Source organism: Micromonospora sp. NPDC049274 (genome assembly GCF_040678875.1).
Classification (GTDB): Bacteria; Actinomycetota; Actinomycetes; order Mycobacteriales; family Micromonosporaceae; genus Micromonospora.
This window is the reverse complement of sequence record NZ_JBFAQS010000019.1, coordinates 1-25,342: the sequence shown is the minus strand read 5'-3', so window position 1 is coordinate 25,342 and position 25,342 is coordinate 1. Positions and strand designations below refer to the sequence as shown.

At 71.7% G+C, this 25,342-nt stretch carries 21 protein-coding genes; 7 read left to right on the top strand and 14 right to left on the bottom strand.

What is annotated here, in order from left to right:
* Positions 1-17: 17 nt before the first annotated feature.
* The 3 genes from ngcE (AB0K10_RS27780) to AB0K10_RS27770 are packed head-to-tail and all read right to left on the bottom strand — an operon-like array spanning position 18 to position 3,180.
* Complete coding sequence (gene ngcE / locus AB0K10_RS27780; protein WP_363688240.1) at positions 18-1,454, bottom strand: N-acetylglucosamine/diacetylchitobiose ABC transporter substrate-binding protein; 1,437 nt, start codon at positions 1,452-1,454, stop codon at positions 18-20.
* Between the two features lie 26 nt (positions 1,455-1,480).
* Positions 1,481-2,230: an SIS domain-containing protein gene (locus AB0K10_RS27775; RefSeq protein WP_363688238.1), complete on the bottom strand. Its 750-nt coding sequence runs from the start codon at positions 2,228-2,230 to the stop codon at positions 1,481-1,483.
* Entirely contained in the window at positions 2,227-3,180 is a 954-nt protein-coding gene (locus AB0K10_RS27770; protein WP_363688236.1) for a MurR/RpiR family transcriptional regulator, read from the bottom strand. Before AB0K10_RS27770 ends, AB0K10_RS27775 begins: the two co-directional genes overlap by 4 nt.
* Positions 3,181-3,384: 204 nt before the next feature.
* Here AB0K10_RS27770 and AB0K10_RS27765 point away from each other — a divergent pair, with 204 nt between their 5' ends.
* Positions 3,385-4,371 (top strand): BadF/BadG/BcrA/BcrD ATPase family protein, encoded by a 987-nt coding sequence (locus AB0K10_RS27765; protein ID WP_363688234.1) that lies wholly within the window; start codon positions 3,385-3,387, stop codon positions 4,369-4,371.
* A gap of 235 nt (positions 4,372-4,606) precedes the next feature.
* Here the strand turns inward: AB0K10_RS27765 and AB0K10_RS27760 are convergent, their stop codons facing one another.
* From AB0K10_RS27760 to ngcE (AB0K10_RS27750), 3 genes are all read right to left on the bottom strand, one after another.
* Positions 4,607-5,497: a carbohydrate ABC transporter permease gene (locus AB0K10_RS27760; protein WP_363688412.1), complete on the bottom strand. Its 891-nt coding sequence runs from the start codon at positions 5,495-5,497 to the stop codon at positions 4,607-4,609.
* Positions 5,498-5,502: 5 nt separating this feature from the next.
* A complete protein-coding gene (locus tag AB0K10_RS27755) occupies positions 5,503-6,411 on the bottom strand; it encodes a sugar ABC transporter permease (protein ID WP_363688232.1) in 909 nt (302 codons plus the stop codon).
* 63 nt (positions 6,412-6,474) lie between these two features.
* Positions 6,475-7,890: an N-acetylglucosamine/diacetylchitobiose ABC transporter substrate-binding protein gene (gene ngcE / locus AB0K10_RS27750; RefSeq protein WP_363688230.1), complete on the bottom strand. Its 1,416-nt coding sequence runs from the start codon at positions 7,888-7,890 to the stop codon at positions 6,475-6,477.
* A gap of 253 nt (positions 7,891-8,143) precedes the next feature.
* Here ngcE (AB0K10_RS27750) and AB0K10_RS27745 point away from each other — a divergent pair, with 253 nt between their 5' ends.
* Positions 8,144-9,037, top strand: a complete 894-nt coding sequence (locus AB0K10_RS27745) for a glutamate cyclase domain-containing protein (protein ID WP_363688228.1) — start codon at positions 8,144-8,146, stop codon at positions 9,035-9,037.
* Here the strand turns inward: AB0K10_RS27745 and AB0K10_RS27740 are convergent.
* Both AB0K10_RS27740 and AB0K10_RS27735 read right to left on the bottom strand, forming a co-directional pair.
* On the bottom strand, positions 9,021-9,833 hold the full coding sequence (locus tag AB0K10_RS27740; protein ID WP_363688226.1) for a hypothetical protein: 813 nt from the start codon (positions 9,831-9,833) through the stop codon (positions 9,021-9,023). The genes AB0K10_RS27745 and AB0K10_RS27740 overlap by 17 nt on opposite strands.
* Positions 9,834-9,852: 19 nt before the next feature.
* On the bottom strand, positions 9,853-10,737 hold the full coding sequence (locus AB0K10_RS27735) for a hypothetical protein (protein ID WP_363688224.1): 885 nt from the start codon (positions 10,735-10,737) through the stop codon (positions 9,853-9,855).
* 87 nt (positions 10,738-10,824) lie between these two features.
* Between AB0K10_RS27735 and AB0K10_RS27730 the strand changes: the two genes are divergently transcribed.
* Entirely contained in the window at positions 10,825-11,793 is a 969-nt protein-coding gene (locus AB0K10_RS27730; RefSeq protein ID WP_363688222.1) for a hypothetical protein, read from the top strand.
* A gap of 7 nt (positions 11,794-11,800) precedes the next feature.
* Here the strand turns inward: AB0K10_RS27730 and murD are convergent, their stop codons facing one another.
* Complete coding sequence (murD, locus tag AB0K10_RS27725) at positions 11,801-13,147, bottom strand: UDP-N-acetylmuramoyl-L-alanine--D-glutamate ligase (protein ID WP_363688220.1); 1,347 nt, start codon at positions 13,145-13,147, stop codon at positions 11,801-11,803.
* 83 nt (positions 13,148-13,230) lie between these two features.
* Between murD and AB0K10_RS27720 the strand changes: the two genes are divergently transcribed.
* Positions 13,231-14,580, top strand: a complete 1,350-nt coding sequence (locus AB0K10_RS27720) for a hypothetical protein (protein WP_363688218.1) — start codon at positions 13,231-13,233, stop codon at positions 14,578-14,580.
* Between the two features lie 138 nt (positions 14,581-14,718).
* On the opposite strand, the gene AB0K10_RS27715 is transcribed toward AB0K10_RS27720, so the two are convergent.
* From AB0K10_RS27715 to AB0K10_RS27705, 3 genes are read right to left on the bottom strand one after another with little or no spacing between them, the layout of a single operon-like run.
* The gene (locus tag AB0K10_RS27715; protein ID WP_363688216.1) at positions 14,719-16,440 is read right to left on the bottom strand and encodes a PucR family transcriptional regulator ligand-binding domain-containing protein; all 1,722 of its coding nucleotides are present in this window, start codon (positions 16,438-16,440) and stop codon (positions 14,719-14,721) included.
* A gap of 41 nt (positions 16,441-16,481) precedes the next feature.
* Positions 16,482-17,933 carry an argininosuccinate synthase gene (argG, locus tag AB0K10_RS27710; RefSeq protein WP_363688214.1) on the bottom strand — a complete coding sequence of 484 codons (1,452 nt, stop codon included), beginning with the start codon at positions 17,931-17,933 and terminating at the stop codon, positions 16,482-16,484.
* Positions 17,934-17,961: 28 nt separating this feature from the next.
* Positions 17,962-18,774, bottom strand: a complete 813-nt coding sequence (locus tag AB0K10_RS27705) for an RNA methyltransferase (protein ID WP_363688212.1) — start codon at positions 18,772-18,774, stop codon at positions 17,962-17,964.
* Positions 18,775-18,894: 120 nt separating this feature from the next.
* On the opposite strand from AB0K10_RS27705, the gene AB0K10_RS27700 reads away from it, so the two are divergent.
* Both AB0K10_RS27700 and AB0K10_RS27695 read left to right on the top strand, forming a co-directional pair.
* Positions 18,895-20,742: a thiamine pyrophosphate-requiring protein gene (locus AB0K10_RS27700; protein ID WP_363688210.1), complete on the top strand. Its 1,848-nt coding sequence runs from the start codon at positions 18,895-18,897 to the stop codon at positions 20,740-20,742.
* A gap of 121 nt (positions 20,743-20,863) precedes the next feature.
* On the top strand, positions 20,864-21,592 hold the full coding sequence (locus AB0K10_RS27695; RefSeq protein ID WP_363688208.1) for a hypothetical protein: 729 nt from the start codon (positions 20,864-20,866) through the stop codon (positions 21,590-21,592).
* A gap of 129 nt (positions 21,593-21,721) precedes the next feature.
* Here the strand turns inward: AB0K10_RS27695 and AB0K10_RS27690 are convergent, their stop codons facing one another.
* Positions 21,722-22,342 carry a TetR/AcrR family transcriptional regulator gene (locus AB0K10_RS27690; protein WP_363688206.1) on the bottom strand — a complete coding sequence of 207 codons (621 nt, stop codon included), beginning with the start codon at positions 22,340-22,342 and terminating at the stop codon, positions 21,722-21,724.
* Between the two features lie 134 nt (positions 22,343-22,476).
* On the opposite strand from AB0K10_RS27690, the gene AB0K10_RS27685 reads away from it, so the two are divergent.
* A complete protein-coding gene (locus AB0K10_RS27685) occupies positions 22,477-22,839 on the top strand; it encodes a DUF1330 domain-containing protein (protein WP_363688204.1) in 363 nt (120 codons plus the stop codon).
* A 141-nt stretch (positions 22,840-22,980) separates the two neighbouring features.
* On the opposite strand, the gene AB0K10_RS27680 is transcribed toward AB0K10_RS27685, so the two are convergent.
* A complete protein-coding gene (locus tag AB0K10_RS27680) occupies positions 22,981-25,179 on the bottom strand; it encodes a transglycosylase domain-containing protein (RefSeq protein ID WP_363688202.1) in 2,199 nt (732 codons plus the stop codon).
* Positions 25,180-25,342: the final 163 nt, after the last annotated feature.

Sequence of the window (25,342 nt, the reverse complement as noted above, 5' to 3'; positions counted from 1 at the left end):
ACCCTAGCTCCGATCGATCAGCGCTTGAACTTGGCGACCGAGCTGTCCTTCTTGATCGCGTCGGCGCGCTTCTGGATCCGCTCCACGAAGGCGTCCGCGTTGATCCGGCCGAACATCAGCTCGTTGGTGGCGCTGCGCGCCTCCGTGTCGAGCTCCTTGTACCAGCCGTCGAAGTACAGGTTGAACACGTCCTGCCCGGCCGCCTTGAGCGCGGCCTGCGAGCTGGCCACACCGGGCGGGAAGGCGAAGCCCTCCGAGCCGGCGGTGACCACGGTCGGGGCCTTGACCACCTCGGTGAAGCCCTTCGCGCCCGCCTTGGACAGCATCTGGCGCATGTACTCCAGGCCGCCCTTGGGGTTCTTGCTCTTCGCCGAGACGAAGTAGCCCTCGCCCGCGGTGGCCCGCAGAGCCGTCGCCGGCAGCTTGTCCGACGCGGTGAGGCTCGGCACCGGCATGAGCTGGTAGTCGAAGCCGGCCGGGGTGTCCTTCTTCTGCTCGCCCTCCAGCCAGTCACCGCTGGGGTACAGGGCCACCTTGTACTGGTTCTGCCGCAGCTGCACGTCGGTGTGCTTGAGCCCCTCGAAGCTCTTGTCGCTGAACTTCGCCCCGACCTCGGCCCACGCCGTGGCCGCCTGCTTGACCGCGTCCTGCTTCCAGGCGCCGTCCTCCAGGTTGTCGATGTTCTTCAGCACCTCGACGCCACCGAGCTTGGCGGCCTGGGTGAGGATGACGTTCCACTGGTAGTACGCCGCGTTCGCCCCGGCGTAGCCGTACGGGGTGATGCCCTTGGCCTTGATGGCGGTGAGCAGGGTGATGAACTCGTCCCAGGTCTTCGCCGGCGCCCAGCCGTTGTCCTTGAAGAGCTTGGCCGAGTACCAGATGCCGAAGACGGTGGAGACGTAGTACAGCACGTACGGCTTGCCGTTGAACGAGCCCGCCTCGACGGTGCCCGGCACGACGGTGTCGCGGACCTTCTTGGCCGGGTCGTCGACCGACGGGGCGTCCCACAGCTCGGTGAGGTCCTGGAGTTGGCCGTCGGCGACAAGCGCGCCGAAGTCCATCAGCTTCTCGCCCGAGTTGTTCACGAACTCCGGCGGGTTGCCGGACGCGAATCGCGGCTGCAGGACGGTGGAGACCGCCTGCGTGGACTGGTGCTTGATCTCCGCCTTGGGGAACGCGGTCTTGTACAGCGGCTCGTGCACGTCGGTGGCGTACTTCTCGCCGTAGCCGCCGTTGAAGATGATCACCTCGATGGGCGCGTCCTCCTTGACGCCCAGCGGGTTCTTCTCGCTCTTGGTGCCGCCGGCGACCTGCTCGTTCTCCTTGTCACCGCTGCTCGTGGCGCAGGCGCTGAGCAGGCCGATGGCCGGGGTGGCGAGCATGCCCACGGCGGCGGCGCGACGCAGCACCGTGCGACGGTCGAGTGCGGCCGGGTGCTCGGGGGTAATCGACATCGTCGTCTCTCCTTGTGGAATTCGGGTCAGGCGGTGCGCCGGAGACGTCCGGCGTACCGCGACTCGAGGGCGTTGTTGTGCTCGTCCCCGCCGGGGACGTTGGCGGAGAGGTAGATAGGGGGTACCTCCCCGGCCTGGTGGAACCGTCGTACGACCTCGGCGGTCAGCAACTGCGCCAGCAGCGCCGTGGTGACCGAGGAGACCGCACAGACCGCGCCGCCGCCCTCGAGCGGCAGCAGTGCGTCACCGTACGGCGCGCCGTTGTCCAGCACGACGTCGGCGAGGTCGGCGAGCCGTTGACCGGACGGGTGCCGTGGCGCCACCCGTGCGGTGTGCTCGACCGAGGTGACCGCGATCAACGGGTGACCGCGCTCGGTGACCAGCGCCGCCAGCTCGACCACCGAGCCGTTGATGCCGGACTGGGACGCCACCACGAACACGTCGCGCGGCTGGGGCGCCGCGAGCGCGTAGATCTGGTGGGCGATGGAGGGATCGCGTTCCAGCTTGGGGTCGGCGAGCACGTCACGCGGGGCGTCACCGTGCACCACCAGATCCCGTACCGAGAGCCGGTTGGTGGGGACCAGCCCACCGGCGCGGGCGACCAGCTCGGCGGCGAACGCCTCGGAGTGCCCCGCGCCGAACGCCTGGAGCACCCCGCCGGAGCGCAGGCTGTCGGCGATCAGGTCGGCGGCCCGGGTGATCCCGTCGGCCTCCGAGTCGAGCAGCCGGTCGAGCACGGGGCGGACGGCGTCCGCGTACCCCTGGGCACTGATCATGAGAGGGTTCCCTTCGCGGCCTTGTGCCCGTCGACGGCCTGCGCGGTACGGCGGAAGGCCGCGTGGGCGCGGTCGTGGGTGCGCTGGGCGACGGCGATGTAGAGCAGGTCGAGCACCACCAGTTGCGGGTGGCGGGCGGAGAGCGCGTCCGGCCGGAAGGTGGTGGCCTGGCTCGCGGTGAGCAGCACGATGTCGGCAAGCTCGGCCAGCGGTGAGCGGGGAAAGCCGGTGAGGGCGAGAGTGGTGGCGCCCCGGCTGCCCGCCTCGGCGAGCATCTCGATGGTCTCCCTGGTCTGCCCGGTGTGCGAGATGCCGAGCGCGACGTCGCCGACACCGAGCAGCGCGGCGCTGGCCAGCCCCTCGTGCACGTCACTCCAGGCCCAGGCGGCCACGCCGATGCGGTGCAGGCTGAACTGCATCTCCTCGCCGACGAGGGCGCTGCCGCTGGCGCCGAAGATGTTCACCCGGCTGGCGCCGGCGATCGCCACGGCGGCGCGTTCCACCTCCCCGAGGTCGAGCAGCGCCGCGGTGTCGTGCATGGCCCTGGTGTCGGCGGCCATGATCTGGTCGAGGACCCGCGCGAGGGGGTCGTTCGGCTGGATCTCGCGGCCGATGTCGACGGTCCAGCCGGCCGAGCGGGCCCGGCCGGTCTCGGCGGCGATGCCCAGCCGCAGGTCGGCGTACCCCTCGAAGCCCATCGCCCGGCAGAAGCGGGTGATGGTGGCCGGCGAGGTGCCGCTGCGCTCGGCCAGCTCCACGATTGTCGAGCGCGCGGCGGCCTCCGGGTCGCTGAGCACGTGCTCGGCGACCCGGCGCAGCGCTCCGGTCAGCTCGCCGAGACTGTTGCGCACCCGGGCCAGCACGCCGTTGGAGGGCGAGTGTCGTCGGTCGGTCACGGGGGCGTCGACCATCGCGGTCCCCGCGACGGTGTCCACCTCGTGATCAACCATGGGACGCCTCACCTTTCCGAAAAGACTGTTAACTGTTAGTGGTAAAAGTTCTTACTGAACGGCCCTCCGTGTCAAGACTGTGGGCGAAGTTTTCAAACTGTTACCTGGCGCACTGGCCCTCGCGGCCGCCCGAAGTTGCCCTACGCGGCCGCGCCGACCAGCATGAACAGGCCCAGTACCGCCAGCGCAAGGAGGCTCGTGCCGATGTCCGACACCGTCGTGGTCGGTCTCGACGTCGGGGGTACGTCCACCCGGGCGACCGCCCTGACCCTCACCGGCGAACGCCTCGGCACCGGTCGGGCCGGCGGTGGCAACCCCACCAGCCACGGTGCCGAACGGGCCGCCGCCGAACTGCTGACCGCGCTGCGCGCCGCGCTCGCCGACGTCGACCCGACCCGGGTGGCCGCCGGCACCATCGGGCTGGCCGGCGCCCCCCGGCTGCTCGCCGACCCCGCCGGCCGGGCCGCCTTCGACCGGGCCTGGCACGACGCCGGCCTACGCTGCCCGTACGCCGTGCACGGCGACGCCCTGGTGGCCTACGCCTCCGGTACCGCCGAGCCCGACGGGACGGTGCTCATCGCCGGCACGGGCGCGATCACCGCGCAGGTCACCGACCTGCGACTCGACCGGATCGCCGACGGCCACGGCTGGCTGCTCGGCGACACCGGGTCGGGCTTCTGGCTCGGCCGCGAGGCGGTCCGCCGGCTCCTCGCCGACCTGGACGCCGGCCGTGCCCCCGGCACGCTGGGCGCGGCGGTGCTCACCGACCTGCTGGGCAGCGCCGACGTCGCTCCCCGCCCTCGCGACACAGTGGACGCCACGATCCAGGCGGTCACCCGCCGGCCGCCGATCGAGCTTGCCCGGCTGACGCCACTTGTCGTCACCGCCGCGACCGACGGCGAACCGGTCGCCACCGCCCTGATCGCGGAGGCTGCCGCCCACCTCGCCGAGAGCGTCGGCCGGATCCGTCCGGCGGGGGCGACGACGCCCGTGGTCCTCGGCGGCGGGCTGCTCACCGCGGACACCCCGCTGGCCACTGCCGTCCGCGCCGAGGTCGGCCGACGCTGGCCGTCCGCGCCCCTGCGCACCGCCGGTGACGGGGCCGCCGCCGCGGCCTGGCTCGCCGCCCGCGACCTCCCCGAGGTCACCGACCCAGCGGCCCTACACGCCCGACTCTTCCCCAACCCCTGACCCACCCACCCACCGCCCCGGGCCGCCCCCGCGCCGCCCCGGGGCCGCACCGCGCCGCCCCGCCCAGGATCGCGCTCGAGCCAAGATCCGCGAAATTGCTGCCTCGACGAGCCGTGCAGCAGCAGTTTCACCGAAGTTGCGCGGATCTTGGGTGGGTCGGGTGGGCGGGGCCGGCTCTGGAGGGCTGGCCGGGCGGCCGGTGGGATGATCGGGATCGGTCAGTAGTGACTGTGTCCTACTTGAGTTGGCCGGCGGTGAGGCCGGCCTGGACCTGCCGCTGGAAGGCCACGTAGATCGCCAGCACCGGCAGCACCGCGATGCTCAGCCCGGCGAAGAGTCGGGCGTAGTCGCCCGCGTAGCCCTGGCTCACCGACAGCGCGAACAACCCCTGGGCGAGCATCCACTTGGACTCGTCGCCCTGCATCAGCACCTGCGGCAGCAGGAACTGGTTCCAGTGGCTGAGGAAGTTGAAGATCCCCACGCTGATCAGTCCCGGACGTGCCATCGGGAGCATCACCCGGAAGAACAGCCGGAAGTGACCGCAGCCGTCGACCATGGCCGCCTCCGCCACCGAGGTCGGCAGGGTCCGGAAGAAAGCGGTCAGGAAGAACACCGTGAACGGGAGCGAGTACGCCGCGTACACCAGGATCAGGCCGGTCCAGGTGCCGAAGAGGCCGGCGTTGCGGACCACGAAGAACAGCGGCACCAGTGCGAGGAACACCGGGAACATCAGGCCGCCCACGAACAGGTAGTAGAAGATCTGCCGGCCACGGAACTCATAGCGGGCGAAGACGTACGCGGCGGCGGCGCCCATCAGCATGGTGAGGCTCACCGAGCCGGTGACCACCACGAGGCTGTTGAGGAAGTACCTGCCGATGTGCGCCCCGGTCCACGCCCGCGCCCAGTTGTCCCAGCGCAGTGCCTCGGGTAGCCCCCAGGGGTCGGCCAGGATCTCGCCGTTGGTCTTGAACGAGCTGAGGAACATCCAGAGCAGCGGCAGGACGGTGAGCAGGCCCCAGAGCAGCAGGAAGCCGTGCGAGAGAGCGTTGGCGACGCCGAGTTCCCGGCGGACCGGGCGGTCCCGACCGGCGGCCGGCGTCGGCGCGGTGACTGTGGGCTGGTCCATTGTGGTCACGAGTACTCGATCCGATCGCGCCGGCCGACCCGCAGCGACAGCACCGCCACCGAGAGGGTCAGGAAGAACATCACCACGCCGATCGCCGAGGCGTAGCCGAACTTGGTCTCGCTGCCGAAGGCGGTGTCGTACATGCGGACGCCGATCACGTCGGTGGAGAAGTTCGGCCCGCCGTTGGTCATCAGCTGGACGAGGATGAAGCCGTCCAGGGCGAAGATCGCCAGGTAGACCCAGGCGACCTGCACGGTGTCCCAGAGCAGCGGCAGGGTGATCCGCCGCAGCGTGGTGAAGCGGGACGCGCCGTCGAGCAGCACCGCCTCGTAGATCTCCTTCGGCACGGCCGACATCGCGGCGCCGAACAGGACGACGTAGAAGCCGACGTTGCTCCACACCATCACCGCCAGCACACACCAGAAGGCGGTCGCGGGGTCGCCGAGCCAGGTCGGCGCGGGCAGGCCGACGGCGTGCAGCGCGCTGGTCAGCAGCCCCTTGTTGGGGTGGTAGACCTCCTTGAACAGCAGCGCGATGATCACCACGGAGAGCACCTGGGGAAAGAAGTACACGGTGCGGTAGAAAGCGCCGCCGCGTACCCCTGTCACCCCGGCGCGGCCCCGGCGCCCGCCCAGGGCGAGCATGGTGGCGAAGAAGAGCCCGAACCCGATGGTCAGCACGGGCACCAGTGCCAGCAGGATCGCGTTGTTCGTCAGCGCGTTCCAGACGTAGTCGTCGTGCCACAGGGCCTTGAAGTTCGCCAGGCCGACCGGGTTGGCGTCGGCGGAGTAGCCGAGCCAGTCGGTGGTGGAGATCTGGAACGCCTGCAGGTACGGCGAGACGACGAAGAAGACGTACAGCAGCACCGGTGGCACCAGGAACGTGACGATCAGCGGCCACTTGCCATGTCTCACGAGGGGACCCCTTCCGTTGGGTACGGCCGGTGGGGGTGGATCTCTCCCCCACCGGCCGGGCGGTCAGGCCGCTCGCTTGTACTTCTTGATCGAGCTGTCCTGGGCGATCGAGTCGGCGCCCTTCTGGCACTGCTCAAGGAACTCCGCCGGGCCGATCCGGCCGCTGAAGAACTCGCCGCACGCCGCGTCGACGAGATTGCGCTCCAGCTTGCGGTAGTAGTTGTTGTAGACCCAGTTGAAGCCGTTGGCGCCGGACGCGTCGAGCGCCTTGACCACTGTGTTGAGCCCGTACGGCAGCTCGACGCCCTCGCTCGCGCCGGCGACCACGGTGAGGCTGGCGACCTTCTTCGTGAAGTCCTGGGCGCCCTTGCGCGACAGCATGGTCCGGAAGTACTCCAGGCCACCGGCGAGGTTGCGGGCCTTCGCGGGCACCATGAACGGCTCACCGGCGGTGCCCCGGATCGCCTCGAACGGCAGCTTGTCGCCGCTGCCCAGGCTCGGGGTGGGCGCAATGGTCATGTTGAACCCGGCAGGCGTGACGTCCTTCTGCTCACTCTCCAGCCAGGAGCCGCAGGAGATGAAGGCGGCCTTGCCCTGGCACCAGGCGGTCTGCGACTGCTTGTGGTCCAGGCCGGGCGAGCCCTCCAGGATGAACTTGTCCTTGATGATCTGGTGCCACGCGTCGGCGGCGGTCCGCATCGAGTCGGACTTCCAGGCGTTCGGCTCCAGGTTGTCGATAGCGGTCGCCACCGACGGTCCGCCGAGCTTGATCGCGGTGGCGATCAGTGGCCAGCTCATGTAGCGCGGGTGCAGGCCCGCGTACGTCCAGGGGGCGATGCCGGCGGCCTTGATCTGCCGGCAGAGGGCGATGTGCTCGTCCCAGTTCTTGGCGTACGACCAGCCGCGGTCGGCGAAGAGCTTGCTGGAATACCAGATGCCGTACGCCGTGTAGGTGTAGTTGAGCACCAGGAACTTGCCGTCGTACGAGCCGACCTCGACCGCGCCGGGCAGCAGGGTTTCGCGGACCGTCTTGCCTGGCACGTCGAGGCTCGGCGCGGCGAGCAGGTCGCCCAGGTCGGCGATGGCGTTCTGGCTGACCAGGCCGTTGAAGTCGATCTGGCCGGCGCCGGAGTTGTTGACCACGTCGGGCGGGGTGCCGTCGACGAAGCGCGGCTGGAGGGTCTTGCTGATCTCCTGGGTGGCGGAGTGCTTGATCTTCGCCTTCGGGTACTTCTCGGTGTACATGGCCTCGTGGGCCTTGGCGTACTCCTCACCGAACCCACCGCCGAAGATCACCACCTCGAGCGGGGCGTCCTCCTTCACGCCGAGCGGGTTCTCGGCGCTCTTGGTGCCCTGGTAGGTGCCGGCATCGCCCTTGTCACCGCCACCGCCTGTCGCACAACCGGCCAACAGGCCGGCGGCGGGGGTGGCCAGCAGGCCGGCAGCGGCACTGCGCCGCAGGATGTCACGCCTGTTCATCAGGTCTCCTCGGGTCGGGTCGGGCGGATCGCCGGAAGTGGGGGAAGGTGTCCGCCGCGCGAGGCACGTCGATTCTCTTCAGTTAACGCGTTGTTGCTGAAGAATTTCTACGACAGCGAGGCCGCGACTTCAAGTCCTGAGGGTCGAACCGTTATCACCACCGCCTGCGGTGACCGTTCAGATCGGGGTGGGGAGCCTCGCTGGCCGGGGTCTCCTACCCTGGGTCCGTCCACTCTCGCCGGGGAGGCACGCGATGCGTATCGACGAGACCATCGCCGCGCTGGAACGCGTCGCCGCCCGCGAGGTGGGCCGAGGCAGCGAGGCGCTGGCCGCGCCGGCGGCCGGCGGACTGTCGGCCGCCGCCCGGTCGCTCGCCGCCGGCGCGCCGGACGCCGCGGTGTTCACCGGGTTCTTCATCCCCGGCGCCGAACCGCCGGCCGCGGAGACCGACGGCCCGCTCGGCGCGGTGCAGATCGCCGCCGCGCTGCGCCTGCTCGGCGGCCGGTGCCGGCTCGTCACCGACGAGCCCTGCGCGCCGGTCGTCGAGGCCGCAGTCGCCGCCGCCGCGCCGGGCCTGCCGGTGGACGTCGCGCCACTGCGGGGGTACGAGGAGTGGGCCGCAGCCCTCCTGCCCCGCTACGGTCGGCTGACGCACCTCATCGCCTGCGAACGGGCCGGACCCGGAGTGGACGGGCGCCCCCGCAACATGCGTGGCGAGGACATCGGCGCGCACACCGCGCCCCTGGACCGGCTCTACCGCGCCGGGTCGGCCTTTCGGATCGGCATCGGCGACGGCGGCAACGAACTCGGCATGGGCCTGCTGCCGGCGGACCTGATCGGACGGGTGGTCGCCTCGGGCGAGCGGATCCGGTGCGTGGTGGGCGCGGACGCGCTGCTCGTCGGCGGCACCTCCAACTGGGCCGCCGCCGCCCTCGTCGGCGCGCTGTCGCTGCTGCGCCCCGAGGTGCCCGAGCTTCGGACGCTCCTGAAGCCCGCGTGGTCGTACGACCTGCTGACCGCGATCGTGCGCGCGGGCGCGGTGGACGGGGTACGCCGCCGCCCCACCCTCAGCGTCGACGGCCTCGACTGGCCCGCGTACGCCGCACCGCTCAGCGAGATCGCCGAGCTGGTCAGGGCAGGCCGGTAGGGGTGGGAGGATCGGCCGCCGGCCGCAGCGGTCTCGACACGCGTCTCGGCGGGCTGGCCCCGGCGGCTCCACGGGAGCGCAGCGGCAGGTGCAGGGCGGCGGCGACCACCGCGAAGGCCACCCAGCCGGCACCCAGCGCGACGGCCGGCGAGACACCCTGCACGTAGTGGTACGCGGTGAGGAAACCGACAAGCGCGAGGCTGTTGCGGACGAAGTGCCCGCTGAACTCGAACAACTGACGGCGAGCCTCGACGGCGACCAGGACCCCCGAGTACGGGAACGTCACCACCATGCCGCGCAGCACCGTGCCGAGCAACGCGGTGAGGATCGCCCCCACGAAGATGACCACCAGCTTGAGCAGCGCGGGCAGACCGTCCGTACGCGTCTCGGCGACGGCGACCGGGTCGTCAGCGGCTGCGGTGCGCAAGCGGGCGCGACGGCGCAGCAACAGCACGGCCGCCAGCCAGAGCACGAGAGTGGCGGCGAGGGCGACCTCGAACGGGATGTCGACGGCCAGCAGACCGGCGCTCAGCGCCACGTACACACCGATCCCCGCGCCGTCCGCCAGCAGGATCGGCCAGCGCATCCGCTGGTGGGTGACCGCCACGGTGACGAAGAAGAGGTTGAGCCCGAGCACGCCGAGCACCTGCGCGCCGCCCACCCCGTACGGGGTGCTGACCAGGGCGAGCGTCATCGGCAACGGCAGGCTGTAGACAAGCGCCCGGAGCCGGACCGAGCGGATCACGCTGACCGCCCAGACCACGACAGTCACCAGCAGGACCGCGCTCCACGTCATGGCGTCCCCGTCTCCGCCGTCAGTCCTGGAAGGTCGCGGCGTTCACGCAGACGTCGAACACGCGACCGAGACGCTCGACGTCCGCCCGGTTGACCGAGAACTGGTTCTCGCCGATCTCCCCGTGCGCGGTCATCCGGGCCTCCCAACAGCTCGACCCGTCCCAGATTGTCAGATTGACGAGGAGCTGTGGACTGACCACACCGAAGGGCAGCAGACCCACCCGCGCCCCGGCCGCGCGTTGCCGCTGCACCAGGTCGGACAGCTCGTCGGTAAGCGTGGCGTAGACGAAGACCCGGGTGATCCGGACACCCCGCTGCAGGGCAGCGATGTTCGCCTCCCAGTAGCGCCGGCCGATCTCGCTGCGCCACCAGCTCAGCTCCCCGCTCACCCGGGGCATCACGTTTGTCAACGCGTCCAGCCGGTGCACGCAGTCGCGGGTCGCGCCGACCAGGTCCTCGTCCTCGTCGCCGCGCCGGATGATCCGCCCCTGCGCGAGCTGCTCGGCCTCCAGCCGGAACTGCTCGTAGCGCCGCTGCGCCTCCGCCGCGACCCGCGTACCGGCGTGCTGCTCGGCCGCCTCCCGCATGGCCCCGGCCAGCTCCGTGGTGGTGTGGACGAGCCACGGCGGGCCGTCCAGCAACGTCCGCAGGTGGAACCGGCGCTCCGCGCGGGCCAGCGAGTCCACCAGCAGCGAGATGGTGATGCCCATCAGGCCGGCCAGCAGCGACTCCACCCCGGAGGCGGCGTTGGTGAGGTCGAGAATGACGCTGAGGCTGATCGACAGCGTGATGCCGACCAACGCCACGGGGTCGGTGTGCGCCACCAGACGCGCGAAACCGTCGGACGCGCCGCCGCGCCCCCGCAACCGCGGACGGGGCACGTTCCGGGGCATGTCACGGGCCAACGCACGTCTCCCCTCAGCCGGTGCCGCCAGGGTAGACGCTGGCCACAATCGCAAGCGCCGCCGAGCCGGGGCGGTAGCATCCGGCAGGTGCAGAGCGCGGACGCGGCTCCGTCCACCGGGACGGTCGCCGAGCAGATCACGGCGGACGTCCGGGCCTGGGTCGACTCCACCCCGCTCCGCGGCCTGGTCCGGCACTTCGGCGGTGACTGGCCGGCCGGCGACCTCGCCGACGTGCTGCGCTTCCTCGACGACTTCTCCGCCCGGCACTGGGACTTCCGGCAGGGGCGGGAACGCCCGGACGCCCGGGAGCCGGCCTTCGACGCGCTCACGTCCAGGCTGGTCCTCGACGCGGCCACCGCGCTCGGCATGGCGCGGGCGACGCCGCCGGCCCGCTCGGCGTACGCCCACCTGGTCGTGCTGGGCGGCCTGGCGCACGCCTGCGTGCGTCGCGTCGCGTACGCCTCGCACCTGCTGCGCACCGGCCTGCGGGTGACCGGCGAGGTCGCCGTGCTGGGCAGCTTCCGACCACTGTCCGAGTGGGAACGCGCCACCCTTGCCGACGCGGGGCTGCCGCCGGACGAGACCGAGGTGGACGTGCTGGACACGGCGGTCCGGCAGGTGTTCGGGGTGACCGCCCCGGCCGAGCAGGCAGGCGTCGACGCCGGCCACCCCCACCACTCCTGGTCGTCGCGGACCTACCGGCCGAGGGGCCTGCCCGCGGTACGGGTGCTGGCCGCGCCGTCCAGCGAACCGCACCGGCGGCGCGCCCACACCGCCGACACGCAGCGATTCTGGGCCGAGCACGTCCGGCTCGCGCCGGACGACGAGGTGCTGATGGTCACCGCGCCGATCTACGTGCCGTTCCAGCACTGCGACGCGCTGCGCACGCTGGCCGTGCCGTACGGGTGCCGCATCGAGACCGTCGGGGTGGACCCGACGCTTGCCGACCTCGCGGTGCTGCCCGAGCAGACGCTCACGCCGGGGCGCTACCTCCAGGAGATCCGCTCAGCCATCCGCTCGATGCGCGCCCTGCACGACCAGGTCGCCCGGCGGTGACCCGGGCTCAGCTCGCGGTGTCGGCGACGGCCTGGGCGAAGACCTCGGAGCGGTGCTCGAAGTTGCGGAACCGGCCGTAGCTCGGCGCGGCCGGGGACAGCAGCACCACCCCACCGGCCGGGGTGACCTCCCGGGACAGCCGGACCGCCTCCACCAGGTCGTCGACCAACTCCGTCCGCACCTTGGGCAGGCCGTCGAGGGCCGCGACGATGCGGGCGCCGCTGTCCGGGATGCCGATCACGGTCAGCTCCCGCTCGGCGAGGTGCTCGGCCAGGGGCGTGTAGTCCAGCCCTCGGTCGGTCCCGCCGACGATCACGGTCAACGGCCGCCCCTCGTACGCGTCGATGGCGTGCATGGCCGCGTACGGGCTGGTGGCCAGGGTGTCGTCGACGAAGGTCAAGCCGGACGGGTCGGTGATCTCGGTGAGCCGGTGGGCCAGCCCCTGGAACTCGGCCACCGCGACGGCGAGGTGGTCCTTGCCGGCCACCACGTCCACGCCGAGCGCGTCGAGCACGGCCAGGGCCACGCACAGGTTGCCCTCGTTGTGCCGGCCGACCAGCGGCAGCACGGCGCGGGGGAAGAGCGGCTGGTCACCGAGGTGGAACCACTGCGTGCCGTCCGCTCCGGTGGCGACGTGGGTGGTGTCGGGTCGGCCGGCGCGGACGGCCGGCAGCTCCCCCAGTTCGGCGGCGAGCCGTGGGTCGGCGCCGTTGACCACGATCGTCTGCGGATCGTGGGCGAGCAAATTGAGCTTGTCGCGGTAGTACTCCCGCTCACCGCCGTGCGCGTCCAGGTGTTCGGGGAAGAGGGCGGTGACCACTGCCACCCGGGGCGAGTCGGTGAGGTCGCTGCACTGGTAGCTGGACAGCTCCAGCACGTACAGCTCCGCCTCCGGCAGGTCGAGGGTCGGCACGCCGATGTTGCCGCCGAAGACGTTCGGGCGGCCCATCGCGGTGAGCAGGTGGCTGATCAGGCTGGAGGTGGTGCTCTTGCCCTTGCTGCCGGTGACCCCGACCGTGCGCGCGGCGTGGTCGGCCATCCACAGCGCCGTGCCCTGGGTGACGGGCACGCCGCGTCGGCGCAGCTCGATCAGCCAGGGGTGGGTCTGCGGCACGCCGGGCGAGCGGACCACCACGTCCGCGGCGGCCAGCCGGGCGAAGCCGGCCTCCCCGGTGACCAGCGGGGCCGCCTCGGCCAGCGGGCCGTCCCAGGGCAGGGACAGGAAGTTGGCGCTGTCGTCGACGGCGACCAGCTCGGCGGGGCCGTGCGCGGCGATCGCCGTCACAGCGGCCCGGCCCTCCCGGCCGGTCCCCCAGACGGCGACGGTACGTCCGCGCAGGTCAGACAGGCGCACTGGGCTCTCCTCGGGGTCGCGGCGGCGGCAGGGCGGGGGCCCGGTCCGGACACGGCCGGACGAACCAGGGCCTAGTATGGCGTGTGCCCAACGAGCAGCTCCGGCGGATGGACGCCTTCACCTTCCCGTCCTACTCGATCGACTTCGCCACCGGCGAGGTGTTGTTCGACTACGCGCTGACCGGCCCGGCCGGTGAGCAACGGTTCACCGAGGTGATCACCCTTCCGCTGCCGGCGCAGCCGCCGTCGGACGAGACCGTGGCTACCCTCGGCCGGGTGCTGGAGGTGCTGCACCTCGTCGCCGGGGTCAGCTACTACAAGACCGCCGCGCCGCCCCGGCTCGTACTGCCGGCGCCGCTGGGCGCGGCCACCGTCGACTACGTCACGGCCGTCTACAGCAAGGGCCTCGCGGAGTACGCGTACCGCAACCAGTTGCCGCACGTGCTCGAGTTGCGCCCGGAGGTGCCGGGCGGCGCACCGGAGCCACCGCGCGTGTACGACGACTCCAACCGTCGCCCCCTCTCCGCGGTCGGCGGCGGCAAGGACTCGATCGTCAGCCTGGAGGCGCTGCGCCGAGCCGAGCTGGACCCGGTGCCGTTCTCGGTCAACCCGAACCACGTCATCGTCTCGGTCAACGAGGCGTCCGGGCTCACCCCCCTCTCGGCCCGGCGGCGCATCGACCCGGTGCTGTTCGACCTGAACGCGGCGGGCGCGCTGAACGGGCACATTCCCGTCACCGCCATCAACTCGCTGATCGCGGTCGCGACGGCGGTGCTGCACGGGCTCGGCCCGGTAGTGATGTCCAACGAGCGCTCCGCGTCCGACCCGAACCTGGTCTGGAACGGCCACGAGATCAACCACCAGTGGTCCAAGGGCGTCGAGGCCGAGGGCCTGCTGCGGGGGGCGTTGGCCGAGCACGCCGGCCTGACCGAACCGTACTTCTCGCTGCTGCGGTCGTTGTCCGAGTTGCACATCGCCCGGCTGTTCGCCGAGTTCACCCGGTACGACGACGTGGTGACGAGCTGCAACCAGGCGTTCAAGCTGCGCGACGCGTCCGAGCGCTGGTGCCGGGACTGCCCGAAGTGCCGGTTCGTCTTCCTCGCCATGGCGCCGTTCATGCCCCGCGAGCGGGTCACCCACATCTTCGGCGGCGACCTGCTGGCCGACCCGGAGCAGATCCCCGGCTACCGGGAGCTGCTGGGCGTGGACGGGCACAAGCCGTTCGAGTGCGTGGGCGAGGTCGAGGAGTCGGTGGTGGCTCTCGGCCTGCTCGCCGAGCAGGACCAGTGGCGCGACGCCCCGGTGATCAAGGCACTGGTCGAAGCCGTACCGGAGACGGCCTGGTCGGCGGTGGCCCATTCGGACGTCTTCACCCCCGGCGGCCCCAACCACATTCCCGAAACCTACGCGAAAGCCCTGACCACCCTGTCCTAACCCCGGCCCGGCCGGCCCCGCCCGGCCCCGCCCGGCCCCGCCCTCGCCCCGTTGATCATGAAGTTATTGCCACTCGCATCGGCGTGTCATGACAATAACTTCATGATCAACCAACCGTGGGTTGGTGGGGCAGGCGCGTCAGGGGGTTCTTACCGCTTCCAGGGCCAGCAGGGCCACGTGCAGGGAGAGGCTTGCCTCTACCGAGTCGAGGTCCACGTCGAGGATGCGGGCGATGCGGGCCAGGCGCTCGTAGAAGGCCGGGCGGGACAGGTGGGCGGCCGCGGCGCCGGCGGACTTGTTGCGCCCCTGCTCCAGGTACGCGCGGAGGGTGTCGAGGAGCCGCTCCCGGGGGTGCTGGGCGTCGTACTGCAGCAGCGGGCCGAGTTCGCGCTCCACGAAGGTCTGCAGCCGGGGCTCGTCGCGCAGCAGGTGCAGCAGCCCCGCGAGGCCCACGTGCGGCAGCCGGAAGATCGGCAGGTCCCGCCGGTCCCGCCGGGCCGCCTCGGCGACCTGCCGCGCCTCGACGAGCGACCGCCGCGCCTCGCGCAGACTGCTCACCCCGGACCCGGCGGCCACGATCACCGCGCCCGGGACACCGCCCCGGGAGCCGTCGCCGGCTGCCGCGCGGCCGGTGCCGGCGTCGAGGCGTACCCGACGAAGGGCGTGGGCGAACGCGGACAGCGCGCGGTCCTCGGCGGCCGGGTCGGGCAGCGCCAGCAGCGCGCCCACCGAGTTGTCGTCGACCGCGCTGGTCAGCGCGGTCAGCTTCGCCTCCCGCAGTGCCTGGCCGACGGCCTCGGACAGGTCCCGCAGCCGGGCCTGGCCGGCCTCCGGGCCGGCCTCTCCGGCGGGGTCGTCGGCCCGCTGGCGAACCATCACGCCGACGAGGTGCCGCCGGTCCAGTGCCACTCCGAGCGCCTTGGCCCGCAGCGCCACCTCGTCGACGGGTCGGGAGTGGTCGAGCAACGCCGTGAGCAGGGTGCGGTGGAGCTGCCGTTCCAGCCCTTCGGCGTCGCGGCGGATCAACCGGCCCAGCGCGAGGGTCGACGCGGCCCGCTCGATGAGGATGGTGAGCCGGGTCGGCGGGGCGACTGTCGGCTCGCCGGCCCGGGCGCTCGACGCATCCCCGCTGGCCGGCCAGCGCAGCAGCAGTCGCCCCCAGTCCTGCCCCCGGGCGCCGACGACAGTCACCAGCCAGCCGCTGTCCGGGTCGTACGCGGTACGCCCGGCCGGCCGGATCCGCCGCGAGTGCTGCTCCCAGCCGTCCAGCAGCAGCTCGGCGCTCTCCCCCGCCGGGTCGTACCCGAGGACCTGCCGGGACAGGTTCTCCAGCACGACGGGGCACCCGGACAACTCGGCGGCCTGCCGGATCACCTCGGACGCGTCGGCGCCCTCGACGGAGAGGTCGGTGAACCGCTGGTGGATCTCCTCGGCGGCCCGCAGCTCGGTGAGCTGCGCGTCGACGATCAGCGCGTGCACCGCCTCGGTGATCCGTACGAACGGGGTGCCCCGGCGCAGCTCGACCAGGGGCAGGCCGCGTCGCTCGGCGGCGGCGATCATCACCCGGGGTACGCCGCCGACGTAGCGGCGGCCCAGCTCGACGACGAGCCCGGAGACGCCGACGTCGGCGAGGTCGCCGATGAACGCGCGCAGTCCCGCGTCGTCGGCCGGCAGCCCGATGCCCGTGGTGAGCACCAGCTCGCCACCGCCCAGCAGGGTGGCGATGTCGGGCACCTCGGCGACGTGCACCCAGCGGACCGGTCGGTCCAGCCCGGCGTCCCCGGCCACCACGCGCGGAGTGCCGTGGCGGACGGGGTCCAGGGCGAGGACCTCACGGACGGTAGGGAACACGGCCGACACGCTACCGTCCGTGACCCCGGACCTCGACGTGCCGGGGCCGATCAGTCGACGCCGAACTCCATGGCGGCGCGGTCGAGGGCCTCGTCGGCGGCGGAGGCGACGCCCCGGGAGGCGATGGCCTCCGCGCCGCCCTCGGGCATCGCGCCGATCAACCCGGTCGAGGCCGCCTGCGCGGCGCCGATCATCCGCTGGGGCGCCGCGCCGCCGACCATGCCGAGGGAGGCGTACTGCTCCAGCTTCGCCCGCGAGTCGGCGATGTCCAGGTTGCGCATGGTGAGCTGGCCGATCCGGTCGGACGGGCCGAACGCCGAGTCCTCGGTGCGCTCCATCGACAGCTTGTCCGGGTGGTAGCTGAACGCGGGGCCGGTGGTGTCCAGGATCGAGTAGTCCTCGCCCCGGCGCAGCCGCAGCGTCACCTCGCCGGTGACCGCCGTGCCGACCCAGCGCTGCAACGACTCGCGCAGCATCAGCGCCTGCGGGTCGAGCCAGCGGCCCTCGTACATCAGGCGGCCGAGGCGGCGGCCCTCGCTGTGGTAGTTGGCCAGGGTGTCCTCGTTGTGGATGGCGTTGACCAGCCGCTCGTACGCGGCGTGCAGCAGCGCCATGCCGGGCGCCTCGTAGATGCCCCGGCTCTTGGCCTCGATGATCCGGTTCTCGATCTGGTCGGACATGCCCAGGCCGTGCCGACCGCCGATGGCGTTGGCCTCCAGCACCAGGTCGACGGGGCTGCCGAACTCCTTGCCGTTGATCGTCACCGGGCGGCCCTGGTCGAAGCCGATGGTGACGTCCTCGGTCGGGATCTCCACCGACGGGTCCCAGAAACGGACGCCCATGATCGGGCTGACCGTCTCGATGCCGGTGTCGAGGTGCTCCAGCGTCTTCGCCTCGTGCGTCGCGCCCCAGATGTTGGCGTCGGTGGAGTATGCCTTCTCGGTGCTGTCCCGGTACGGCAGGCCGCGCTCCAGCAGCCACTCCGACATCTCCTTGCGGCCACCCAGTTCGGTGACGAAGTCGGTGTCGAGCCACGGCTTGTAGATGCGCAGCATCGGGTTGGCCAGCAGGCCGTAGCGGTAGAACCGCTCGATGTCGTTGCCCTTGAAGGTCGAGCCGTCGCCCCAGATCTGGACGTCGTCGGAGATCATCGCCCGCACCAGCAGGGTCCCGGTCACCGCCCGGCCCAGCGGGGTGGTGTTGAAGTACGCCCGCCCGCCCGAGCGGATGTGGAAGGCGCCGCAGGTCAGCGCCGCCAGGCCCTCCTCGACCAGGGCGGCGCGGCAGTCGACAAGCCGGGCGACCTCGGCGCCGTAGCTGAGCGCACGGCCGGGCACCGAGCCGATGTCGGGCTCGTCGTACTGGCCGATGTCGGCGGTGTAGGCACAGGGGACGGCGCCCTTGTCGCGCATCCACGCGACCGCGACAGAGGTGTCGAGGCCGCCGGAGAAGGCGATGCCGACACGTTCGCCGATGGGCAGGGAGGTGAGAACCTTGGACACGGGGAAGATTATTCAACAAGACGCATGGTCATGCAAGCGGATCGTCGCGACCCAGTTCCCAGAACGCCACCGCAGCCGCTGCGGCGACGTTCAACGAGTCCACGCCACGCCGCATCGGGACGACCACCCGCACGTCGCTGGCCGCCTGCGCCGCGGCGGTGAGGCCGGGACCCTCGGCGCCGAGCAGCAACGCCGCCCGCGCGCGCTGCGCCGGGGTCAACCGCTGAATGGGTACGGCGTCCGGCGCCGGCGTCATGGCGAGCACTGTGAAGCCCGCGTCCCGCACCTCGTCGAGGCCGGCGGGCCAGCGCTCCAACTTCGCGTACGGCATCGCGAAGACCTCGCCCATGCTGACCCGGACGCTGCGCCGGTAGAGCGGATCGGCGCAGGACGGCGACAGCAGCACGGCATCGACGCCCAGCGCGGCGGCGCCCCGGAAGATCGCGCCGAGGTTCGTGTGGTTGTTGACGTCCTCCAGGATCACCACCCGGCGCGCGGCGGCGAGCACCTCGGCCGCCGTCGGCAGCGAACGGCGGTGGAACGACGCCAGCACCCCCCGGTGTACGTGGAAGCCGGTGGCCCGCTGCAGCACGTCCTGGGTGGCGGCGTAGACGGGCGCGTCGCCGGTGTCCAGGTCGGCGAGCTGGTCGGCGCGCTTGGCGTCGACCAGGTACGACCGGGCCGGGTAGCCGGCGCGCAGCGCTCGGCGCAGCACCAGCTCACCCTCGGCGATGAACAGGCCGTGCGGGGGTTCCCAGCGGGTGCGCAGCTCGACGTCTGTGAGCGCGCGGTAGTCGGCGATCCGGTCGTCGTCGGGGTCGGTGATCTGGTGGACGGGCACCCGACGATTCTGCCCCGACCGCCGACCCCCACCCCGGACGCCCGCCCCGCAGGGTGTTTTGTCCGGTCGAGAAGGGGAACGACCGATGGCGTACCGGACCCGACGGGAAGGACCAGCCAGGTGAGCGCAGACCACACGGCACCGGGCGAAGAGGGCACGCTGCCCCGACGTCCGACCGTCGCGGACCACATCGTCTCCCGCCTGGCGAGCTGGGGCGTGCGCCGCTACTTCGGCTATCCCGGCGACGGCATCAACGGCATCACCTCGGCTCTGCAACGCACCAACGAGCGCGCCCAGTTCGTCCAGGTACGGCACGAGGAGACCGCCGGCTTCGCCGCCTCCGCGCACGTCAAGTACGGCGGCGGGCCGCTGGGCTGCGCGCTGGTGACCAGCGGTCCCGGTGCCATCCACCTGCTCAACGGCCTGTACGACGCCAAACTCGACCACCAACCGGTGGTCGCCCTGGTCGGGCACACCGCTGTCACCGCCGAGGGCGGCGGCTACTACCAGGAGGTGGACCTCCTCGCCCTCTACAAGGACGTGGCCTCGGCGTTCCTGGCCCAGCTCGACCACCCGGCGCAGGTGCGTCACCTCGTCGACCGGGCGTGCCGCACGGCGCTGTCTCGGCGTACCGTCACCGCCCTGATCCTCCCGTCGGACCTGCAGGACGAGCCGGCCATCCCCGACCCGCCGCACGCGCACGGCTACTACCACACCAGCAACGTGCCGAGCAGCACGCCGACCGTGCCGCCGCAGGCCGACCTGCGCCGCGCCGCCGAGGTGCTGCGCGGCGGCGAGCGGGTGGCCATGCTTGTCGGGCAGGGCGCGCTCGGCGCCGAGGACGAGGTCCGCGAGATCGCCCACCGGCTCGGCGCCGGGGTGTCCACCGCGCTGCTCGGCTTCACGGTCGTCGACCACCGGGAGCCGTGGGTGACAGGCGCGATCGGGCTGCTCGGCACCCGGCCGAGCTGGCAGCTCATGAGCGGCTGCGACCGGCTGCTGATCGTGGGCAGCAACATGCCGTACTCGGAGTTCTACCCGCCGCCGGGCAAGGCCCGCGCGGTGCAGATCGACCTGGACGGCACGCAGCTCGGGTTGCGCTATCCGACCGAGGTGAACCTGACCGGCGACGCCCGCCCCACCCTCCGGGCGTTGCTGGACGAGCTGGGCCCCGGCCCGGGTCCGACCGCCTGGCGGGCGGAGATCGCCGAGGCCACCTCGGCGTGGCGACGCGCCCAGCGCGACCTGGCCGCGCAGACCGCCGACCCGGTGAACCCGCAACTGCTGTTCACCACGCTCAGCGACCGGCTCCCCGACGACGCGATGCTCGCCGTGGACTGCGGCACCGCGACCGCCTGGTACGCCCGCCACGTGCAGGTCCGACCCGGAATGCTGGCCAGCCTGTCCGGGACGCTGCTGTCGATGGGCGGCGCCATGCCGTACGCGCTGAGTGCCAAGTTCGCCCACCCGGACCGGCCGCTGATCGCGATGATCGGCGACGGGGCCATGCAGATGAACGGTGTCAACGAGCTGATCACCGTGGCGAAGTACTGGCGCAGCTGGGCCGACCCGCGGTTCGTGGTGCTGGTGCTCAACAACAGGGACCTGGCGTTCGTCAGCTGGGAACAGCGCTCCAGCGAGGGCACGCCGATGTTCCCGGACAGCCAGCAACTGCCGGACATCGGCTACCACCGGTGGGCCGAGGTGCTCGGGCTGCACGGGGAATTGGTCGACGCGCCCGAGCAGGTGCCCGGCGTCTGGGAGCGGGCGCTGACCGCCGACCGGCCGGTCGTCATCAACGCGCTTGTCGACCCGGCCGAGCTGATGCTGCCGCCGCACTTCACCGTGGAGCAGGCCCGCAAGACCGCCGCGGCGGTGCTCCGCGGCGACACCGACTGGGCCGGCATCATCCGCCGTGGCCTGCCCGCGACGATCGCCAGCTACCGCCCCCGCCGCCGCAAGGGCTGACCGCGACGGTCGCGAGAGGAGCCCGGCGCCTGCGGTGCCGGTAGATCGAAGGATTGCCCGAGATCAATCGTGGGTACCTGCCTGCCGCTCACCCACGGGGGGTGGCACAAGGGAGCTGACGATGGGATCGACGACAGTCAGAGCAAGTGTGGCCGCGTTCGTGGTGGCGGCCCTGCTGAGCGGCTGCGGGGGTGGCGGTGACGACGGGAAGCCGGAGTCGACGGCACCCGCCGACAACGGTGTCGCCGCGCTCGCGCCGAACGAGGCTCTGCAGCGCGCCACGACGGCCGTGCAGAACGCCAAGTCGTACCACCTGGTGGGCGACGTCGACAACGACGGCCAGAAGATGAAGCTCGACTTCAAGGTGACCGGCAGCGACCTGGGTGGCCAGGTGTCCACGAACGAGGGCACCGTGGAGCTGCTCTCCGTCGCCGGGCAGCAGTACATCCGGCCGGACGAGAAATTCTGGGCCAAGAACGCCGGCGCCCAGGCGTCGGACCAGATCGTGAAGCTGATGGGCGACAAGTGGGCCAAGGTGTCCGCCAAGGACGACTTCTCCCAGCTGTTCGACGTCGCCAACATCGACGAGCTGCTCAAGCCGGACGGCACCATGACCAAGGGCGAGGGCAAGGAGATCGACGGCGTCAAGACCATCGGCCTCGTCGACGGCGACAAGAGCGGCACGCTCTACATCGCCACCACCGGCGAGCCGTACCCGATGCGGATGGAAGGCAACCAGGACTCACCCGGTCAGATCACGTTCAGCGAGTTCGGCGCGACCTTCGACGACGTGAAGGCGCCGCCGGCGGGCCAGGTTGTCGACTTCGACCAGTTGAAGAACAAGAAGTAGTCGACCCGACGGCGCCTCCCCAACCCTGCGGGTGGGGAGGCGCCGTCGCGTCGCGGGTCAGCCCCGACGGTCGCGCCGGCGTCGCGGGGCCGAACGCTGGGTCCCGGGTGGACCGCTGCCGGCGAATCGTCAGCTGCCGTCCCCGTCGCCGCGTGCGCTGGCCGGGCTCGACAGGGCTTCCTGCGCGGTCTGGAGGATCTCCTCCGACAGGGGCGTCTGCCCCGTCGCGCGGGCCAGCGTGAGCGCACCGACCATCGTGGCGAGGTCGACGAGCGCGCGCCGGCGGGCCTCGGTCCCGTCTCGGCCGGGCGCCTCCGCGAGGTCCGTCATTCGCTTGACGGTCTCCTGAAGACCCACCGCGTACGACGTGCGGAGCGGGCTGTCGGCGGATGCCCGGGCGGCGTCGGCGGCCAGCGCGGTGTTGGCACATCCCGTGCCGGGTGTGTCGCGATGCTCGGGTGACAGGTAGTGCCGCAGCAACGCCCTCCGCGCTTCCGACCGGTCGGGCAGGTCGTCGGAGAACTGGTCCAGCAGGGCCAGGAGTTCGCCGAACGCCGTCGTGGCGGCAATGCCCAGCAACTCGTCCTTGGAGCTGAATTGCTTGTAGAACCCTCCGTGGGTCAGTCCGGCGGCACCCATGAGGTCCTGCACGCTCATGCCCGCCGCGCCGCGTTCGCGGAGCAGCCGCGAGGTGACGGCCACCACTTCCTCGCGGTGCCTCGCCGCTTCGGCACGTGACGTCCTGCCCATCGCGCTTCCTCTCTCACGTGCTCACCACTCGACTCCTCGATTATAGAGGATGCTCCTAATCCAAAACTTGCCGCAACGGCGAGCCTTCGTTAGATTATAGGCGTCATCTAAAGCTCGAGGACTTGGAGAGCCCCATGAGCACCTACCTGATCAACCACCTGCGCATCCCCGGCGGCATCCCGAACGAGGCGGGCCTGTCGTACCTGGAGCAGGTTGAGGCGACCGTGCGCCCGTACGGCGGCAAGTGGCTCGCCCAGGGCGACGTGGACGTGGTCGAGGGCACCTGGCCCGGCTCCGTCGTCCTGATGGAGTTCCCCACCCGCGCCGACGCCGAGAACTGGTACAACTCGCCCGAGTACCGGGCGATCCTGCCACTGCGGACGAACAACGCGGTCTCGGACATCATCCTGGTCGACAGCCTGGCCCCGGACTTCACCGTCGCCGGTTTCGCCCAGCAGGTGCGCGCCGCCATCTCGGCAGCCTCCGCCAACAGCTGAGGCTGGGCCCGGTCGAGTCGCACTCCGAGGTCGCCGCCAGGCACGGCAGTGACCTCGGAGTGACCGAGGCCCGCCAGCGGACCTGCGGGAAGAGCACGGCGGCCCGGCCCGAGGTGGGCCAGGCCGCCACTGCGTCCGGGGTCAGCCCCGACGGTCGAGCCAGCGTTGCAGGGCCGAACGCGGGTCCTGAGCGGGCTGCTGCTGACGCTCGGGGACGGTCGGGCGCTCCACCGGGCGGTGGGGCTCGCCTGCCAACTCCTTGCTGGGAGCGGCGAACGCCTTCTCCGGCTGCCCCTTCACCGCCGTGGCGATGACCCGGGCGACCGCGTCGATCACCTTGCTCTGCACCGCCGAGCCCACCGAGTCGGCCGGGTCGTCCGGGTTGGCGGCGATGCCGGCAACGGCCACCTGCGGGGTGAAGCCGACGAACGTCTCGGTGGCGTTCTCCTCCGAGCTACCCGTCTTACCGGCCACCGGCCGACCGTCGAGGATGTCGTTCACGCCGGTGGCGGTGCCGCCGTTGCACTGCCCGAACGCCGACTGCTGGCCCACCGGGCACCGAGCGGCGTCGGTCGCGGCACGCGCGACGTCGGGGTCGAGGACCTTCTTGCAGGACGGCTGCCCGACCGGCACCTTCGCGCCGTTCGCGTCGGTCACCGAGACCACCGGCACCGGCGTGCAGTAGGTGCCTTCGGCAGCCACCGTGGCGTACGCGTTCGCCAGGTCCAACGGAGTGGTGGCCGCCACGCCGAGAGTGAAGGAACCCCAGTTGGCGGCGTTGTTCTTGGCGAAGGAGGCGTCCGAGTCGGCGCGGAAGGTGATGCCGAGCCGCTGCGCCATCTGCACCACCTTGTCCTGGCCGACCTGCTCGGCCAGCCAGACGAAGTAGGTGTTCACGGAACGACCGAAGCCGTCCCACATCATCCGGTACCCGTCCATCCAGTCCGGGTTGGCGTTCGCCGGGCACCAGTGCCCGTCGCAACTGCCCGGGCCCTCGGCGGCGTAGCGGGTGGGCAGCTTGGCGGGCGCGTCGAAGCCGGTGGAGAGGGTACGGCCCGACTCCAGCGCGGCGAGCATGGTGAACAGCTTGAACGTCGAACCCGCCTGGTACCCGTCGACACTGGCCCCGCCGGAGATCAACGGGTTGACGGTGTTCGGGTAGTTCGCCTGCCCGGTCGGGTTGTCGGCCAGGCTGTAGTGCCTGTTGACCGCCATCGCCAGCACCCGCCCGGTGCCCGGCTGCACGGCCGCGATCGGCAGGGCGCGCTTGTTGTCGTAGGAGTACACCTTGGTGGCCTGCTGTTGCGCGGTGGCCTGGACCTTCGGGTCCAGCGACGTGACGACTGTGTAGCCGCCCGAGCGCAGGGCCTGCTCGCGCTCGGCGGTGGTGGCGCCGAAGGCCGGCTGGGTCAGCCACCACTGGCGCAGATAGTCACAGAAGTAGCCCCAGTCGTCGTGGCCCTGGGCGACGGCGGTGCAGCCGTTGGGCTGCGCGGTCGGGTGCAGGGCCAGCGGCTGCGCCTTCGCCTGCGTGGCCTGGACGGCGGTGATCGCGCCGGTGGCGACCATCGAGTCCAGCACGTACGACCGACGGGCCAGCGCCTCGTCCTTGTCGCCACCGATCGGGCTGTACGCGTCCGGGGACTGCACCAGGCCGGCGAGCAGCGCCGACTCGGCCAGGGTCAGCTTCGCCGGCGCCGTGCCGAAGTAGCGCTGGCTGGCCGCCGCGATCCCGTACGCCCCCGCGCCGAAGTAGGCGATGTTCAGGTACCGGTTGAGGATCTCGTCCTTACCGAGGCTCTTGTCCAGCGCGCCCGCGTACCGGATCTCCTGGAGCTTGCGCCCGACGGTGGGGTCGGTGGCGGCGGCGCGCTCCTCCGGCGTACGGGTGGGGTCGGTCTTGAGGACGTTGCGGACGTACTGCATGGTCAGCGTGGAGCCACCCTGCTCGGTGCCGCCGCCCTTGACGTTGGCGACCACCGCCCGGGCCAGGCCCCGCAGGTCCGCGCCGCCGTGGTCGTAGAACCGCCGGTCCTCGGCCGCCACGATCGCCTGCCGCATCACCGGGGCGACGTCCGCCAGCGCGACGTCGGTGCGGTTCACGTCGTAGAACGTGGTGAGCAGCGTCTTGCCGTCGTTGGCGTAGAGGTACGAGCGCTGCGGGGTGGCCGGTGTCTTCAGCGAGGCCGGCAACGCGGCGTACGACCCGATCGCGGCGCGCGCGGCGAACCCGACCAGCAGGTTGCCCGGGAGCGCGGCGACGGCCAGGGCGAGCCCTGCCAGCACGCCGGCGAGCAACACGGTGAGCAGCCGCGACAGCGGCGAGCGAGAGGCGGCCATGCTCCCCAGGATTGCCACAAAAAACGCCAACCGGCCACCCCGCAAACCCAACTGTCACCAACTTCACCCCCCCACGTACAGCGGGGCCCGGTCCTCCCGTAGCCGGGCGGCGGCCACCGTCACCGTGTCGTCCGCCGGCCAGGCGAGCAGCCCCCAGTTCGCC